Raw genomic sequence first — 14,821 nt, forward strand, 5'->3', positions numbered from 1 at the left:
TTTTTCATGAACGACCAATATACGGGGTGCGGTCAGCCGCATTCTCTTCCTTTGCAACAACTCGGCTGGACGGACGAACACGAAGACGCCTACGCAAAATATGACGGTCCCTACCGGCCCGGGAGAGTTGCCTGCCGGCAGAAGACCGTGTGGGAAGTCCTCACCGAAGACGGACAGGTGACGGCGGGGATCTCCGGCGCCATGCGAAAGCTCGGCCGCTACCCGGCGGTAGGGGACTTCGTGGTCCTCCTCGTCCGGCCGGAAGCCGGAACCACCATGATCGTTGACATCCTACCCCGAAAGACTCTGTTCTCGCGGGGAGCTTCCGGGCGCGAAGGGACCGACCAGGTCATCGCTGCAAACGTGGATACGGTCTTCATTGTGACCGCCGCCGGGCACGACCTGAACGCCCGGAGGACTGAGCGATACCTGGCGATCGCCCACGCATCCGGCGCCCGGCCGGTGGTAATCATCAACAAGGCGGACCTCGCCGAAGACCCCGCCTCGCTCGCGGAAGGAGTCGTCCCGGCATCGTCCGGGATCCCGGTCGTCACCCTGAGCGCCCTGACCGGCGAGGGGATCGACCGGATCGAACCGTTCCTCGCACCCGGAAAGACTATCGTCCTCATCGGCTCCTCCGGCGTGGGCAAGTCCACGCTGATCAACCGGCTGCTGGACCGCTCCGTGCAGGAGACGGGAGGTATCCGGGACTACGACGGGAAAGGCCGCCACACCACGACCGTCCGCCAGCTTTTCGTATTGGACGGCGGAGCGCTGATGATCGACAACCCCGGGCTCCGGGAGGTCGGTATCGGGACCGCGGTCGCAGGCCTCTCCGACACCTTCCCCGACATCCAGGAACTGGCCGCGGGCTGCCGTTTCGCGGACTGCCGGCACGAAGGCGAACCGGGCTGCGCCGTCAGGGAGGCGGTGGAGCGTGGGGACCTCTCCCCGGCCCGGCTGGAGAACTACCACCGTCTCGCCCGGGAGCTTGTCTTCGAGCAGGAAAAGGCGGAGATCGGCCTCGTCCGATCCGAGCGGAAACGCTGGAAACAGATCAGCGGCTATGCAAAACAGGTAAAGGAACACAGGGACCGGTGGGAGTAGGGCTGTGGGGCGGTGAGTGCTCGAAACGGAAAAAGAGGATTGATAGCATCCCTGCCGGACTTTTGAGATGACCTGGGATCCGGCGATAATTGTGAATACTGTCGACGCTCGATCCGCCACGGTTTACGGTCCGGGATATGCAGGTTCAAATCAGCCGATTGACTGTCCTGAATATACAAGTTCAAATCAGCCGCTTCACGGTTAATCCGGCTTCATCACGTACTCTTCGATCAGGCTCCATGGTGCACCGCCGACCGACATCTCGTTCTTCCAGGTCATTGCGTTCGGATCCTTCGCGTCCCAGGTGAACCGCAGCCTGACCGGGACATCCCCGAGCGACTCCATCACCAGCCGGTCACCTTCGATCTTCCCGTGGAATATGAAGGCGAGACCGTTGGTGTCGGCACCGACCGCCCGGTATTCATTCGCGATTCGATCCCACCCGATGATCCACTTCGCCTTCCAGGTCAGGACCTTCCTGCCTTCGGCGAACTGGTCCTGTTCGAAATGGCAGGAGAGCCAGAGCCCGTCGAGGACCCACTCGCAGGTCGCTCTTCCTTTGCCCTCCATTTCGGGTGATCCTGGCCCCATCCCGTTCGCTTCAACCGTGCCGGTCCAGGTCCCGTTCCAGAGGAACCGTGAGAGTGCCTTCGTCTCCGGGCCGGGAATTACTTTCGGGGGTGTCCATGTCATGATGGAGGAGGATGCGTGAAGGGATATATGAGGGTTGCGGGGAGTGGGCAATCCGGACAATTCCATTGAGCCAATCCGGATGATTCCATTGAGCCAATCCGGATAATTCCATTGAGCCAATCCGGATAATTCCATTGAGCCAATCCGGATAATTCCATTGAGCCAATCCGGACAATTCCATTGAGCCAATCCGGATGATTCCACAGAGTTAATCCGGGTGATTCCGTAAAATCAATCCGTCTCTTCCGGAGATCAATCCCGATAATTCCACAGAGTTAGTCCGGGTGATTCCGTAAAATCAATCCGTCTATTCCATTGAGCCAATCCCGATAATTCCACAAAGCATTTAATGTAAACATTCAAATGTTGACGGTATGTTTCTCACAACGGATGACAGGCAATTCGGATTCTGGGCATTACGCCGGAGCGGCGAGTCCAATATCGGGATTGCCAACCGCTTCGGCATCTCGCGCCAGGCGGTGTCACGGGCGCTCCTTCTCATGAACCGGAAGGTTGAGGATACTCTGCGCGGGATGGCGGATGCGAACCAGATCACGGTTGAGAAGATTAATCCCGAGAAAGGAGTCCTTCTCGGAAGGTCGGTCCCCTTCCAGACCACGGCCATCGTCTTCGTGACAAAGAAATCCGGGGTGCAGGTGTGGTACGAACACGAGGGCGACTGCGGGACGTGCCCGCGGTATACCGAGTGTTGCGAGCTGCTCTGGGACTATGCCGCCGAGCTCGGCGTCCGGATCGGGAAGACTGCCGACCCGACGACGATGGCGGACGAACTCTTCAGAAACGTGAAGGCGATGGTCTGATGGCACGGTTTGCCTCAGTACTCTGGGACACCATGGGCTGGTGCCCGATGGAGGAAGCCTTTACGAAGCCGGCCGTAAGAACGAGTGGGATCGTCGGTCAGGTGCAGGAGTCACGCAGCCACGGCCGGATCAGCCGTCGTTCGCCGCTCCACATGCGTCTCGCCTGGGGGGTCGTCATTCTCTCCTGGGTCGTCGCGTTCCTCGTCCTGCCGTACCTGCCGGATGTTATCGAAGTCCACTGGGATGTCCACGGGGTGGCCGACGGGTTCGCCGACCGTTTTACCGGTGCGTTCGGCCTGCCCCTGATCATCACGCTCGTCATGGGGATCCTCATCATCCTGCCCCGGTTCGACTCGATGCAGATTAAGCTCACGCCACTCCGGGACATCTACGCGTTCGTGATACTTGCGGTCATTTCGATGTTGTTCTGCATCGAGGTGATCACGCTCGCGGTTGCGCTCGGAGTCGACCTGCCGGTTGTGACGGTCATCCCGGTCGTTTTGGGTTTCCTGTTTGTAATCCTTGGAAGAGTCCTGCCCTTCATCGACCGGAACACCACGGTGGGGATACGGCTTCCGTGGACGCTCGCGAGCGAGGAGATCTGGAAGAAAACCCATGAATACGGGGGAAATCTCATCACCCTCGCAGGCATCCTCATAATCTTCGGGAGCCTGGTCTCCGGGACCTGGGCGATCGCCCTGATGCTCGTCATCATCTTCGGGGTGTTCCTGTATATCAGCGTCTGGTCGTACCTGCTCGCAAAACGGGAGAATGAAGATAAGTTCCCGGGCATGTAGGAAAAAACCCGGAATGTACTCGGGTATGGGCCGAACCGTTCTCCCGGGGAACTCTCGGCCTCGCTTTTGGGCCACCCCCTATTAATCGAATTTCCAATTTTGTTAAAAAAATTATGGTTTCCCTCAATCTTGACGATTTTTTATAACAAATGGATAATAGATTGAAATCACCTTCACCCCGCCTACCTTCATCTTATATCAATTCCCAGTTCCAAAACAAACATAGATGAAACTCATCCACATCGCCGATACCCACCTCGGACACGCCGCTTTTAACAGGCTCGATGCGGAGAGCGGGGCAAACCTCCGCGAGAAGCAGATTTATGATAATTTTCTCTCTGCCATCGATCGGATCATTGCGGAGAAACCCGATGTTCTGGTCCACGCCGGGGACCTCTTCGACCAGGTGAAGCCGAAAACCGCGGCATATAAAACGGTCATGGAGGCGCTCGACCATCTTCACGCCGCCGGCATTCCGTTCGTAGTGATTGCAGGAAATCACAGCATGGTGAAGACCCGGTACACTGTATCGCCTTTTGCGGTCCTGGATTACCATCCCGGGGAGATGACCGCGGCATACTCGTTCCGGTACGAAAACGTGGAGATCGGGGACACTATCTTTCACCTTATTCCCAACATGCTCCGTCCCGAAGATTATCGGAACGCCTTTGACCAAATCGAGCTCTCCGGGAAACACCACAACGTGCTGGTTACGCACGGGCTTGCCACGGGATTAAAAGATAAACGGCTCTCTACGGTGGCGGAACACGAGTTGGACAACACTATTCTTTCCGACGGGTTCGATTATATCGCACTCGGGCATTATCACGGCCAGTCGGAGATAACAGGGAACGCCTGGTACTCCGGTTCACTCGAATACATCACTTACGGCGAGATCTCTGATGAGAAGGGAGGTCTCCTCGTAGACCTGGATAAGACTCCGTCACCGGACACGCCCCACGGGGAAGTGAATATTCGTCACTTCGACCTCCCCAAAACGCCGATGGTGGACCTGGGGACCATCCTGTGCGAGGGTATGGCACCAGGCGAGATTACCGAGGAGATCATCTCCCTCGTTGCCAGAAAGAACGTGCCACTCCAGGCGATGGCGCAGGTGACCCTCAAGGACCTTTCGCGTGAGCATGGGAAAGGCCCGGATACAAAGGACCTCGCCAGTGTGCGTGAACAACTGCTCGACCTGAAGATCCGCCAGGTCTCCAGGGACCAGGGCGGAGAGGCCGTCCCGATCCAGCAGGACGTGCGGGCGATAGATTACCTGCAGGAGTTCTCTTCGTTCCTCGGCAAACAGCAGATCAGTGCGAAACAGAAGGAGTACGTCGCGTCGTGCGGTCTTGAAGTCCTGAGGACCGTTATGGACCGCCACCGGGAGGACTCGGAATGATCCCTGCCGGTGAAAACCGTGTGATCCCCGGAAACACAATGCCAAGCTCAACGGGGGTCTCGCGATGATCATAGACCGCATCGTCCTTAAAAATTTCAAGCGGTTCAGGGACCAGGAGATACGGTTCAGGGATGGGATCACCGGGATCCTGGGGAACAATGGGACCGGAAAGAGCAGCATCGTCGAGGCGATCTTTTTCGCCCTGTACGGTGTGCAGGCAACCGGGATCTCGTCGGAATACATCGTTTCATCGTTTGCGTCTCCCAAAGACAGATGCGAAGTTCGTGTGGACTTCAGGATTGGCGGTGACGAATATACCATCCTCCGCACGTTCAAAAAGGGGAAAACTGTCCAGCATGATGCACAGTTTAACAAAGGGCAAAAACTTTTAGCGAAAGGCGTCAGCGACGTAGAGATCCAGGTGAGAAGGGTTCTGGGGATGGGGCCTGTCGACTTCCGGAACACGGTATATGCAGCCCAGAAAGATCTTCTCACCCTGCTCGAAAACACTCCCGGTAAAAGGAAGGAATGGTTCCTCAAAGCACTCGGCATTGATTACCTGAAGACGGAGAGCGATCGGCTCCTGAAGGAGCGGACCGATGCAAAAGACCGCGACCTGAATCTCCTCGAAGGAGAACTGCAGGGGCTCATCGCCCGGCACGACCCCGAAGAGCTGAAAGCCCTGGAAGATTCGAAAATGGTGCTCTGCACTGCACTTCAGGAACTCGGTTTGCGAGTGGAACACCAGAAAGAGAAAAGAAAACAGGTTGCAGCAGAATTGCTGCAGTTCTCCGATAAAAAAACAGAATACACGCGTCTTGTTGAACGGAAGACGGCACTTGCGGCGGAGGCTCAGGGGCTAGTCCGGCAAAGGGACCTGCTTGCTCTCCAACTTGAAGGTCTTCCCGCTCTGGAAGAAGAGTATCAAAGACTCGGAAGATCTCTGGCGGCCCTTGAAGGAAAAAAGAACGCTCTCGAAAAATTACGGATAACGAAATCAGATTTCGAGCACCTTAAATCGGAACAGAGGTTCGCGGAAAAAGAATTCAGTACTTTGAAAACACAGGAGGAAAAAACAAGGGCAAAGATTGAACTCCTCGAAAGGGACTCGGTACGGCTGGCATCGTTGCGAAAAGGAGTCAGGGACCTTTTACATATCGGCCAGGGGATCCCGGACCCGGATCTTGAACAGGCTGCTCTCGCAAGAGAAGGGGAAATCGTTCATTCCCTTGGTTCGCTCACGGCGAGGCTCGAACATTTGGTGGATGAAAGAAAAAAGCTCGTTTCTGACTGGAAAATCATTGAAGATGCGGGTTCCGATGGAGTATGTCCCCTTTGCCGTCAGACGCTTGGGGCTCATTTCGGTGAGATCGAAGAGGAATTTTCGTCCCGGCTCGATTGGATCGAGCAGGAAGCAATGCGGGTAAATGATGAAAAGGACAGGATGATCGCTGAGAGAGACAGGATTCATCAACAAAAACCGGCATTTCAGGAGATACGGAATATTTCGGAGAGACTGAAGAACCGTGAGTCTCTCGAAGCAGACCTCCACGACCTGTTGACACAGATCCGGGAAAAAGAGGAGGTCAAAAAGTCCCTTTCAGCCCGGTTGCTGAAGACGGGATATGACGAAGCCATGTACCAGCAGACCGTGAAAGATATCCTGGAACTGGAAAAGGTCCAGGTGCGTCATACGGAGGTCGGGAGAACTATTGCTCATGGTACGGCGCAAAAAACCCAGCTAGCAGAACTCGGTACCAGGATCGTGGCGAAACAGGATGAGATCGGCAAGTTGGAACTCATGATCGTCCAATCGGAGTTCGATCCAGAGATCGGGAGAGGCCTTGAACGGGTCCTGGAAGAAATCGATTCGAATCTCCGTGCTGCCGGAGCAGAGATCGCGGCAAACGAGGAACGTGTCCGGGGTAACGAGGAGAAAATTACAAGGCATAAACAGGACAAGGCGACTATTGAAGGACTGAAATCCCAAAAAACGGGTCTCGAAGAAGAGATCGGAATGCTACGCCTGACACGCTCGATGATCGGAGAATATGTGCTCTACCTCATGCAGGTCGTCAGGAGCCATATTGAAGGGGAAGTCAGCAGGATTATCGATGAGATCACCGGCGGCCGCTACGAGCAGGTGCTTCTCGACGAGGACTTCAACCTCCTCGTCCGCGATATCGACAATGATTACCCCATTGATCGTTTCAGTGGAGGGGAGCAGGACGATATTGCAGTCGCACTCCGGATTGCACTCTCCCGATACCTTGCCGAACTGCACCAGGTACACGAGAGTACGCTGCTCATCTTCGACGAGATTTTCGGGAGCCAGGACGAAGAACGGCGGACAAACCTCCTTACCGCGCTCAGGACCCAGGAGTCCCGGTTTCCACAGATCATACTCATCTCGCACATCCCGGATATCCAGGGAGAGTTCTCCAATACCCTCATGGTTGAGATGGGGACTGACCTCTCGAGCAGGGTTCAGGAGGTGACGTGATGGCCCGTGATCCGGACTATGAGAAGGCGTTAGATGCCGCAGTGGGCCGTATCCATGCAACCGTCCCCGCCAATCTGGTCGAGAAATTTCGAAAAGAGGGGGGCATTTCTCCGGAGGATTTCCAGTCCTGCACGCCTGTATCCTGTGGGGAGGTTTGTGCGGTAGACGGGAGCGATGTCCTGATCCTTGAATCGGGGAGCATGGCAATTGCATTGTTCCGTGCAGCCCAGAGTACGTTCTTCAACATGGAGAGAAGCAGGAGATCGATCTCTTCACTGGAATTCGGGATCATCGGACCGGGGGCGGAGAACGAAGATTTTACCAGGGTTTACCAGGACTGTTTCGATGAGGCCCCCGGGACCCCGCTTGCGAACGAAGACCGTGTCCGGACTGCGGGTATCCTGCGTGACACGGTGGAATACCGGGTCACCGAAGAGATGGCACAGTCCCTGGGAGGGGGAGCCATGCTCCTGCGCGATGGGCCGCTCAGAGTCTCCCATGCAAGTCATGACCCGGTCCTGACCAGGATCGAACAGACTTGCACGGCGAGGAAGGTCGATCTGGCAGGGGTGAGTAAACAGACCTCAGCGACCTGGGGTGGCGGGCACCCGATCCTTCCGTCAGTCGACGGCCTTGCGTCGGCATTCGGGATAAAAGCCCCCTGGTGGATCAGGATCGACCCTGGAATCCTCGATCACACCCAGTTTCCACGGTGGCAGCACGGGAAGATGTTCGTCGCCCGCCTTCACTCCAGAGCGAGGTCGCCCCTTAAGATCGAATTGATAAAGGATCTTCCTGACTCACACGCGGAAGGAATTATGAACCGCCTTGCGGCATGTTCCGGGGATGGAAGGATCCCCGGATACCCCTACCCGTTATTTGACGCCCACCGTACCGTGGTGCTTAACGAGGAGATTGTGGAACAGGCCCGGTCTGACCTGATGCGGAGGATCACCGAGGCCGGCATCGAACGACAGACCTTTGAGATCCTGTTTGGAGATTACCATGATGAATTTGCGCGATATTGAACCGAACGACCCTTCAAAATACAGGCTGATCGGGCGCAGCGTCCTCTCGTACCGATTTATTGCACCCTATGACACCACCCTCTATATCGGAGACATTAAAAAAATCACCGACAATACGAAGGGAGTTACGTTTTTTGCAAAGATCACCGATCTCTCTCACGATAGCAATTTCGCTGATACCCGGTGGGACACACGGGTTTATGCCGAGCAGTTCTATGGTCTCGGAGAGGATGTATTCATCACCGTAGATGCCGTCCCTCTCGGTTTTGTCGACAATGCGAGCGGAAAATTCCATAAACCCCGGACGATCCCCTCGAAATTCTCCACCGTCGGAGATCCGGACGCAGAGGACTTCCGGTTTTTAACTGAGCAGATGGGAGAGATAGAGGTGGGTCTTATGCGGAGCGGCCAGGACGTGATCAAAGACGTTGCCGTCCGCATCCCGAGCAAAGTGCTCCCTCAGCATATGGGGGTATTTGCGACTACCGGAATGGGAAAAAGCAATTTCATGAAGACCTTTTGTGCTTCGTGCATGAAAGAGAAGAAATTCGGTCTGCTGATCGTGGACCCGCACGGGGAATATGTCAGCGGCGGCAAGTCTTCCATCGGGGAACCCACAAATGGGCTCGTCCATTATACGGCGGGAAAGGACGGGCTCTCGATCTTTACGATCCGTCATGAAAACGACCGGAAAAAGTACGGAATGAATCGGTTGTCTCTCGAATACGATGATTTCAGGATCGGCGACCTTTCCATCCTTTACGACCTTTCTGCAGCTCAGCATGAAATTCTCGAAGCCTTCGCCAACGAGAAAGGCAAGGATGTGATTGAGTTCTTCAGGAGTACAGACCCCGAGATCTTCCCGATAAGGGATCCCGAGGCCGCGGGGGTCCGGGAGGGGAGCATGGCCTGGAGGATCCGGAATTCCATGGGTGGGCCGGTAAGAGTATTAAAGAGCCATATCGAGAACATCGTCAAAGGAAACGAGGCATTTTTCAGGCCCCAGGGCTCTTCGATCCCGGATATTATCCGGGACCTTCATGATAACCGGGTGGTCCTGGTCGATATCCCCGATATGAGCGAGAGAAGCGAACTTTTCGTTCTTTCCATCATCACCAGGAGAATCATGGAGCGGCACAGGCTGGAGGCGAGGGGTTTCGGGATCGATGACCGGCAGGAGAATTCTCACCAGGTACTGATTACGATCGAAGAGGCCCAGCGGGTTCTTGCCAGCGGAGGGTCTTCAACCCAGGTTTTCAGGGAATGTGCGATGGAAGGGCGCAAGTTCGGTGTCGGCCTCTGCGTCATCACGCAGCAGCCGAAAAATGTTGATCCTAAAGTCCTGGCACAAATCAACACTTTTGTGGTCATGGCCCTCGGGGATCGGGGAGACCGGGACATCATCATGGGAAGTGCCAAGCAAGACCTTTCGAAGATGGAGATCGAGATCCAGACCCTCGACAGGGGCGAGGCGATTATTAGTACCATTGGAATCCCGTTCCCTGTGAGCACCCGGATCCACAAATTCGAGGACTACATCAGTGTATTGAACAGGGAAAAGAAAAAATCAATTTCTGAAGGACTGGATTCAGGGTTCTGAAAAATCACATAAAGACTTTACAATCTTTTGTGAAAGCCAATCCCCCTATCCCCCTTCAATAATTCTCCCCTTCGTCCCCTCTTCTCGCGATCAGTCCCATGAACAGGCACTTGTCCGCCGCAATCGACTCGATCCCCTCGAAATCCCCGATCGGGACATCGAGCCCCCGTATGACCGCCGCCGGGGTGCATTCGTCCGCCTCGCCCATGACGATCTCGGCCGCCGATGCGAGGTTGTCGGCGAGCGCGAGCTTGGTCACCTCGAGCTCCCGCCCGAAGAGGTCCTTCCTTCCCCGGGCGTCGATGACCGCGAGTATCCCCGAGCACCCGATGGCGACCCCGCTGCACCCCGACCGCATGGCATGGGTCCGGCTGTCCGCGACGATCACCCCTATCTTCGCCCCGCAGAGCCGGAATATCTCTTTCCGGATACGCTTCGCGCTCCCGTCGGGGTCCCGGGGAAGGGGGACCACGCACCCCGGAGGGGCGTTCGACCCGTCCACGCCTGCGTTGGGGAGAAGGGTCCCGTTGGTCATGGAGAGCAGGAACCCGGGGATACCCCCCACGATCTCGTCGCTCTCCTCCCGGACCACCTGCACCAGGCGGGGGTCCATGTCGTACCGCTCCCCCATCGCGATCGACTCCTCGTCCGGTTCCACGCAGTCGAGGCAGGTGACCCGCTCCTCGGCGGTGGCGAGCGCGGACTCGGCAATCACCAGGACGTCCCCGTTGCGAAACCCTCCCAACGACGACTCGAGGGCCGCCCTGAGGAGGATCCCCGCCATATCGTCCCCTTCGCGGATGAGGGGAGTGCGGAGCCCCGTGGTGGTAAACGATCCCTTCATTGTTCTCTATTCTCTCCTGCACCTGCTTGATGATTCCGATGGTCCCTGCCCCGGACCCGCCCGGCCTGGTAAACGGCCTTCTCTCTTCGCGTCACCCCGGGATCTTTACGGAAAAGGCGAATCATTGCGCGGCCAGGGGATCATTACGGGAAAATGAATCATTGCGTGACCCGGGGATCTTTTTCGAAAAAGGCGAATCATTGCGTGAACAGTGGACTTTTACAGGGACTGTGACTTTTGCCGGGAGGAGTGCAGGTTTTTTCAGGAATCAGGTATGTCAGGCGAATTCGTCCGATGCGGGAATTCGTCCTATAATTGAAAAAGGATGTTCTATCCGTTCCCAGGGATCTGTCATACCCCGTGTTCGTTCATCCGGGACACCACCCGGATCACCTCTGCCGTCTCGGCCACGTCGTGCGCCCGGACCATGTCGGCTCCCTGCCGGAGCAGCAGCGCGGTCATGCCAAGGGTTGCCGGGAGCCGTGCTTCCGGTCCCTGCTCCGGTGTGGCCCGGAGGAAGGTCTTCCGGGAGATCGCGGCGAGGAGCGGACGGTCGAACTCCCTGAACCGGGAGAAGTTCCTGCAGAGCTCCCAGTCCATCTCCACCGTCCGTGCGGGAGTCCAGAGCCCGATCCCCGGGTCGAGGACGTATTCCTTTACCCCTGCGTCCTCGCAACGGGTGACGATCTCCTGCAGAGCCCGGACTGTCATCTCCACCCCCAGGGCATCGCCGGGCTCCATGCACGCCGCCATAAGGATCGCGGGGAGCCCCGCCCCGGCCGCCATCGCTGCGTACCCGGGGGTCGAGAACCCCCCGATATCGTTCACCGCGTGGAGGTCGTGGGAGAGGCAGGCATCGAGCACCTCGGGGTAGCGGGTGTCCACCGAGACGGTGATCCCGCTCCCGTCCAGCTCGGAGAGCGCCCGGGTGATCCGCTCCGTCTCCTCGGCGACGCTGATCGCCGGGCTCCCGGGAGCGGTGCTCCTCGCGCCGAGGTCGATGATATCGGCCCCGGCATCGGTCATCGCCTCGGCCCTGGACCGGACGTCAGCGGGCCGGGTAAAGGAACCGGAAAAAAAAGATTCGGGGCTGCAGTTGATCACACCCATCAGCCGGACGGGCGCCCCGCCCCCGACGGCCATCCCGTTCACACGACACGGGAACATATGATCCTTTTCGCGGCCGTGAAGGTGTTCTCCATCAGGGTGGCGATGGTCATCGGCCCGACGCCTCCCGGCACCGGGGTGATGGCCGCCGCCTTCTCCGCGACCCTGTCGAAATCGACGTCGCCGCAGAGCTTCCCGTCCACGTGGTTGATCCCCACGTCGACCACCGCGGCGCCGGGTTTCACCATCTCCGGCCCGATGAACCGGGCCTTCCCGATGGCGCTCACCAGGATGTCCGCCCGGGCGAGTTCGCCCGCAAGGTCCTTCGTCCTGCTGTGGCAGATGGTCACCGTCGCGTCCCGGTTGAGGAGGAGCGCCGCCATCGGCCTTCCCACGTCGATGCTCCTCCCGGCGACGACCGCGTGCGCTCCGGAAATATCGATCCCGTACTCGTCCAGGAGGGTGATGATGCCCCGGGGGGTGCAGGGGGCGAACACGGGGTGACCGGAGAAGAGTTTGCCCAGGTTGAACGGGTTATAACCGTCCACGTCCTTGCCGGGGGCCACCGCTTCGATCACCTTCTCCGTGTCGATCCGGCCCGGCATGGGGAGCTGGACGAGGATGCCGTGGATATCCTGGTCCCTGTTCAGCCTCCGCACCGCGTCGAGGACGTCCTCGGTGTTCGCGGTCTCCGGGAGCTCGATCCCCACCGAGCCGATATGCACCCGCTCGCAGGCACGGTGTTTCATACGGACGTACATCCGGGACGCCGGGTCGTCACCCACGATGACCGTGGCGAGCCGGGGGTACAGCCCGGACTCGTCGATCTCCTCCTTCAGGAGGTCAAGACGTTTCTCCGAGACTGCTTTTCCGTCCAGTATCATGTCACTCGGGATAGAGGGGGTACTTCCCGGCGAGCTCCTTGACCTGCCCGCCGATCTTCGAGATCGCGGTCTCGTTCCTGATGTCCTTCAGGATGGTGGCGATCCATTCGCCTATCTGCCGCATCTCCTGCTCTTTCATTCCACGGGTGGTGACCGCGGGGGTTCCGATGCGGAGCCCGCTGGTCACGAAGGGGCTGCGGTTCTCGTTCGGGATGGTGTTCTTGTTCACGGTGATCCCCGCCTTCCCGAGCGCGACCTCGGCCTCGAGCCCGGTGATCCCCTGGGCGGTCAGGTCGAGGAGGATGAGATGGTTGTCCGTCCCTCCGGAGACCAGCCGCAGGCCGTGGTTGTCGAGCACCTCCGCCATGGCCCGGGCATTCTTCACGATCTGCCGGTTGTAGTCGGTGAACGAGGGACGGAGCGCCTCCTTGAAGCACACCGCCTTTGCCGCGATGATGTGCATCAGGGGACCGCCCTGCATGCCGGGGAAGACCGCCTTGTCCACCATCTGTGCGTTCTCGCTGCTGCACATGATAGCCCCGCCCCGCGGGCCGCGGAGGGTCTTGTGGGTGGTGGTGGTGGTGTAATCGACGATGCCGACGGGGTTCTCGTGGATCCCGGTGGCGCAGAGCCCGGCGATGTGGGCGATGTCCGCCATGCAGCGGGCGTCCACCGAATCGGCGATCTCCTGGAACGCCTTGAAATCAATGGTCCTCGGGTAAGCGCTGGCCCCGCAGACGATCACCTTCGGGCGCACCTTCTTCGCTATCTCGGCCACCGCGCCGTAATCGATGGTCTCGGTCTCGAGGTCCACCCCGTACTGGGTCACCTTGTAGAGCTTCCCTGAGAAGCTCACCGGCGAACCGTGGGAGAGATGTCCTCCCTGGGAGAGGCTCATGCTCATCAGCGGGTCCCCGCACTCCATGGTCGCGAAATAGATGGCCATGTTCGCCTGGGTCCCGGAATGGGGCTGTACGTTGGCGTGTTCGGCACCGAAGAGCTGCTTCAAGCGGTCCCTCGCGAGGTTCTCCACCACGTCGTGGAACTCGCACCCTCCGTAGTACCGCTTGCCGGGATACCCCTCGGCATACTTGTTGGTCATGATCGAACCCATCGCCTCGAGCACCGCCCGGCTAACCAGGTTCTCCGAGGCTATGAGCTCCAGCCCGTACGTTTGCCGCATCCGTTCCATATCTATCACGTCTGCGACATCGCGATCTGTGGTGGCCAGATAGGACATGTAGATAAGAGTCGACCTGATCAGGTAATACTTTTTCTTCCCCCCGGAAAAAATTCCCCTTAATATGGCGTTTATTTATCGTATCGCACCGGTAACGCGGCTGATTTCCACGATCGCGGACACCGCCCGGCTGTTCCTTAGGATCGTAATCACCGGGATTCGGGAAGTTACAGGTGAAAAATGGCCGGATTCCCGATACAAAGCAGCATAATTATTATAGGGAATAACTCGCATGATTATCAATATGGGCTCTAATATTGCCGGATGATGCCAGGGGGTACTCACAGAGGGGAGCTCACGAGGAGAAAGAGAAGGATATGGAGATCATAAAAGACAAGGAGAATGCAATCCCGGTGGAGGACCGCGTCGCCAGCCTTGAAAAGAAGATGAAGGATATGGAAGCGCTGGTGAAGGGACTGACCGAGGAGTTGCTGGACTTAAAATCCATCGCCATGCGGCTGAACAAGGTGAGCGAGGAGCGCAGGGCCGAACTGCGCATGTCCAAGGCGCCCGCCGCGGCACCCGGAGGGCAGAGCACCGTGGTGGTACCGAGGAAACCCGCCACCCCGCCCCAGGTCAGGACTCCTGCGGCTCCCCCGGTCGAGCCCGAGAAGATGGACATGATCATGCAGCCCGACGGGACCCTCAAGCCCGAGAAGAGAAAATCGAGCGATTACATCGTGGCCTCCGCGGCGTACACCAAGAAGAACAAGCCGGGCCAGTCCGGCGGAAAATCCAGTGATCTTATCGTAGCCGAAGAGGAAGAGTCAGAGAAGAAGTAGGGGAGCCCGGCCA

General features: G+C 57.9%; 13 protein-coding genes. 8 read left to right on the forward strand and 5 right to left on the reverse strand.

Features of this window, described 5'->3' with window-relative positions:
• Positions 1-6: 6 nt before the first annotated feature.
• On the forward strand, positions 7-1,107 hold the full coding sequence (gene rsgA, locus J2741_RS10080) for a ribosome small subunit-dependent GTPase A (RefSeq protein ID WP_209675132.1): 1,101 nt from the start codon (positions 7-9) through the stop codon (positions 1,105-1,107).
• A 201-nt stretch (positions 1,108-1,308) separates the two neighbouring features.
• Here the strand turns inward: rsgA and J2741_RS10085 are convergent, their stop codons facing one another.
• The gene (locus J2741_RS10085; RefSeq protein WP_209675133.1) at positions 1,309-1,800 is read right to left on the reverse strand and encodes a DUF1579 family protein; all 492 of its coding nucleotides are present in this window, start codon (positions 1,798-1,800) and stop codon (positions 1,309-1,311) included.
• Between the two features lie 374 nt (positions 1,801-2,174).
• On the opposite strand from J2741_RS10085, the gene J2741_RS10090 reads away from it, so the two are divergent.
• From J2741_RS10090 to J2741_RS10115, 6 genes are all read left to right on the forward strand, one after another.
• Complete coding sequence (locus tag J2741_RS10090) at positions 2,175-2,621, forward strand: hypothetical protein (protein WP_209675134.1); 447 nt, start codon at positions 2,175-2,177, stop codon at positions 2,619-2,621.
• Positions 2,621-3,418: an SdpI family protein gene (locus J2741_RS10095; protein ID WP_209675135.1), complete on the forward strand. Its 798-nt coding sequence runs from the start codon at positions 2,621-2,623 to the stop codon at positions 3,416-3,418. Before J2741_RS10090 ends, J2741_RS10095 begins: the two co-directional genes overlap by 1 nt.
• Before the next feature lie 226 nt (positions 3,419-3,644).
• Positions 3,645-4,820 carry a metallophosphoesterase family protein gene (locus J2741_RS10100; protein WP_209675136.1) on the forward strand — a complete coding sequence of 392 codons (1,176 nt, stop codon included), beginning with the start codon at positions 3,645-3,647 and terminating at the stop codon, positions 4,818-4,820.
• A gap of 64 nt (positions 4,821-4,884) precedes the next feature.
• Positions 4,885-7,323, forward strand: a complete 2,439-nt coding sequence (locus J2741_RS10105; RefSeq protein WP_209675137.1) for an AAA family ATPase — start codon at positions 4,885-4,887, stop codon at positions 7,321-7,323.
• A complete protein-coding gene (locus J2741_RS10110) occupies positions 7,323-8,351 on the forward strand; it encodes a DNA double-strand break repair nuclease NurA (protein ID WP_209675138.1) in 1,029 nt (342 codons plus the stop codon). Before J2741_RS10105 ends, J2741_RS10110 begins: the two co-directional genes overlap by 1 nt.
• Positions 8,329-9,951 carry an ATP-binding protein gene (locus J2741_RS10115; protein WP_209675139.1) on the forward strand — a complete coding sequence of 541 codons (1,623 nt, stop codon included), beginning with the start codon at positions 8,329-8,331 and terminating at the stop codon, positions 9,949-9,951. Before J2741_RS10110 ends, J2741_RS10115 begins: the two co-directional genes overlap by 23 nt.
• A 55-nt stretch (positions 9,952-10,006) precedes the next feature.
• On the opposite strand, the gene cofE is transcribed toward J2741_RS10115, so the two are convergent.
• From cofE to glyA, 4 genes are all read right to left on the reverse strand, one after another.
• Positions 10,007-10,795, reverse strand: a complete 789-nt coding sequence (gene cofE, locus J2741_RS10120) for a coenzyme F420-0:L-glutamate ligase (protein WP_209675140.1) — start codon at positions 10,793-10,795, stop codon at positions 10,007-10,009.
• A 351-nt stretch (positions 10,796-11,146) separates the two neighbouring features.
• Positions 11,147-11,962 (reverse strand): dihydropteroate synthase, encoded by an 816-nt coding sequence (gene folP, locus J2741_RS10125; RefSeq protein ID WP_209675141.1) that lies wholly within the window; start codon positions 11,960-11,962, stop codon positions 11,147-11,149.
• On the reverse strand, positions 11,944-12,786 hold the full coding sequence (gene folD / locus J2741_RS10130) for a bifunctional methylenetetrahydrofolate dehydrogenase/methenyltetrahydrofolate cyclohydrolase FolD (RefSeq protein ID WP_209675142.1): 843 nt from the start codon (positions 12,784-12,786) through the stop codon (positions 11,944-11,946). Before folD ends, folP begins: the two co-directional genes overlap by 19 nt.
• Before the next feature lies 1 nt (position 12,787).
• Positions 12,788-14,026, reverse strand: coding sequence for a serine hydroxymethyltransferase (glyA, locus tag J2741_RS10135; protein ID WP_209675143.1), 1,239 nt, complete (start codon positions 14,024-14,026; stop codon positions 12,788-12,790).
• A 317-nt stretch (positions 14,027-14,343) separates the two neighbouring features.
• Here glyA and J2741_RS10140 point away from each other — a divergent pair, with 317 nt between their 5' ends.
• Positions 14,344-14,808, forward strand: coding sequence for a hypothetical protein (locus J2741_RS10140; protein WP_209675144.1), 465 nt, complete (start codon positions 14,344-14,346; stop codon positions 14,806-14,808).
• The last annotated feature ends 13 nt before the right edge of the window (positions 14,809-14,821 follow it).

This window comes from Methanolinea mesophila, assembly GCF_017873855.1.
In the GTDB taxonomy this organism is placed as follows: domain Archaea; phylum Halobacteriota; class Methanomicrobia; order Methanomicrobiales; family Methanospirillaceae; genus Methanolinea_B; species Methanolinea_B mesophila.

Excerpts from the sequence above, each read along its gene's own strand:
- J2741_RS10105 (WP_209675137.1), top strand. The coding sequence starts at position 4,885 with ATGATCATAGACCGCATCGTCCTTAAAAATTTCAAGCGGTTCAGGGAC.
- J2741_RS10095 (WP_209675135.1), top strand. The coding sequence starts at position 2,621 with ATGGCACGGTTTGCCTCAGTACTCTGGGACACCATGGGCTGGTGCCCG.
- glyA (WP_209675143.1), bottom strand. The coding sequence starts at position 14,026 with ATGTCCTATCTGGCCACCACAGATCGCGATGTCGCAGACGTGATAGAT.
- rsgA (WP_209675132.1), top strand. The coding sequence starts at position 7 with ATGAACGACCAATATACGGGGTGCGGTCAGCCGCATTCTCTTCCTTTG.
- J2741_RS10090 (WP_209675134.1), top strand. The coding sequence starts at position 2,175 with ATGTTTCTCACAACGGATGACAGGCAATTCGGATTCTGGGCATTACGC.
- cofE (WP_209675140.1), bottom strand. The coding sequence starts at position 10,795 with ATGAAGGGATCGTTTACCACCACGGGGCTCCGCACTCCCCTCATCCGC.
- J2741_RS10110 (WP_209675138.1), top strand. The coding sequence starts at position 7,323 with ATGGCCCGTGATCCGGACTATGAGAAGGCGTTAGATGCCGCAGTGGGC.
- J2741_RS10140 (WP_209675144.1), top strand. The coding sequence starts at position 14,344 with ATGGAGATCATAAAAGACAAGGAGAATGCAATCCCGGTGGAGGACCGC.
- folD (WP_209675142.1), bottom strand. The coding sequence starts at position 12,786 with ATGATACTGGACGGAAAAGCAGTCTCGGAGAAACGTCTTGACCTCCTG.
- folP (WP_209675141.1), bottom strand. The coding sequence starts at position 11,962 with ATGTTCCCGTGTCGTGTGAACGGGATGGCCGTCGGGGGCGGGGCGCCC.
- J2741_RS10100 (WP_209675136.1), top strand. The coding sequence starts at position 3,645 with ATGAAACTCATCCACATCGCCGATACCCACCTCGGACACGCCGCTTTT.
- J2741_RS10085 (WP_209675133.1), bottom strand. The coding sequence starts at position 1,800 with ATGACATGGACACCCCCGAAAGTAATTCCCGGCCCGGAGACGAAGGCA.
- J2741_RS10115 (WP_209675139.1), top strand. The coding sequence starts at position 8,329 with ATGATGAATTTGCGCGATATTGAACCGAACGACCCTTCAAAATACAGG.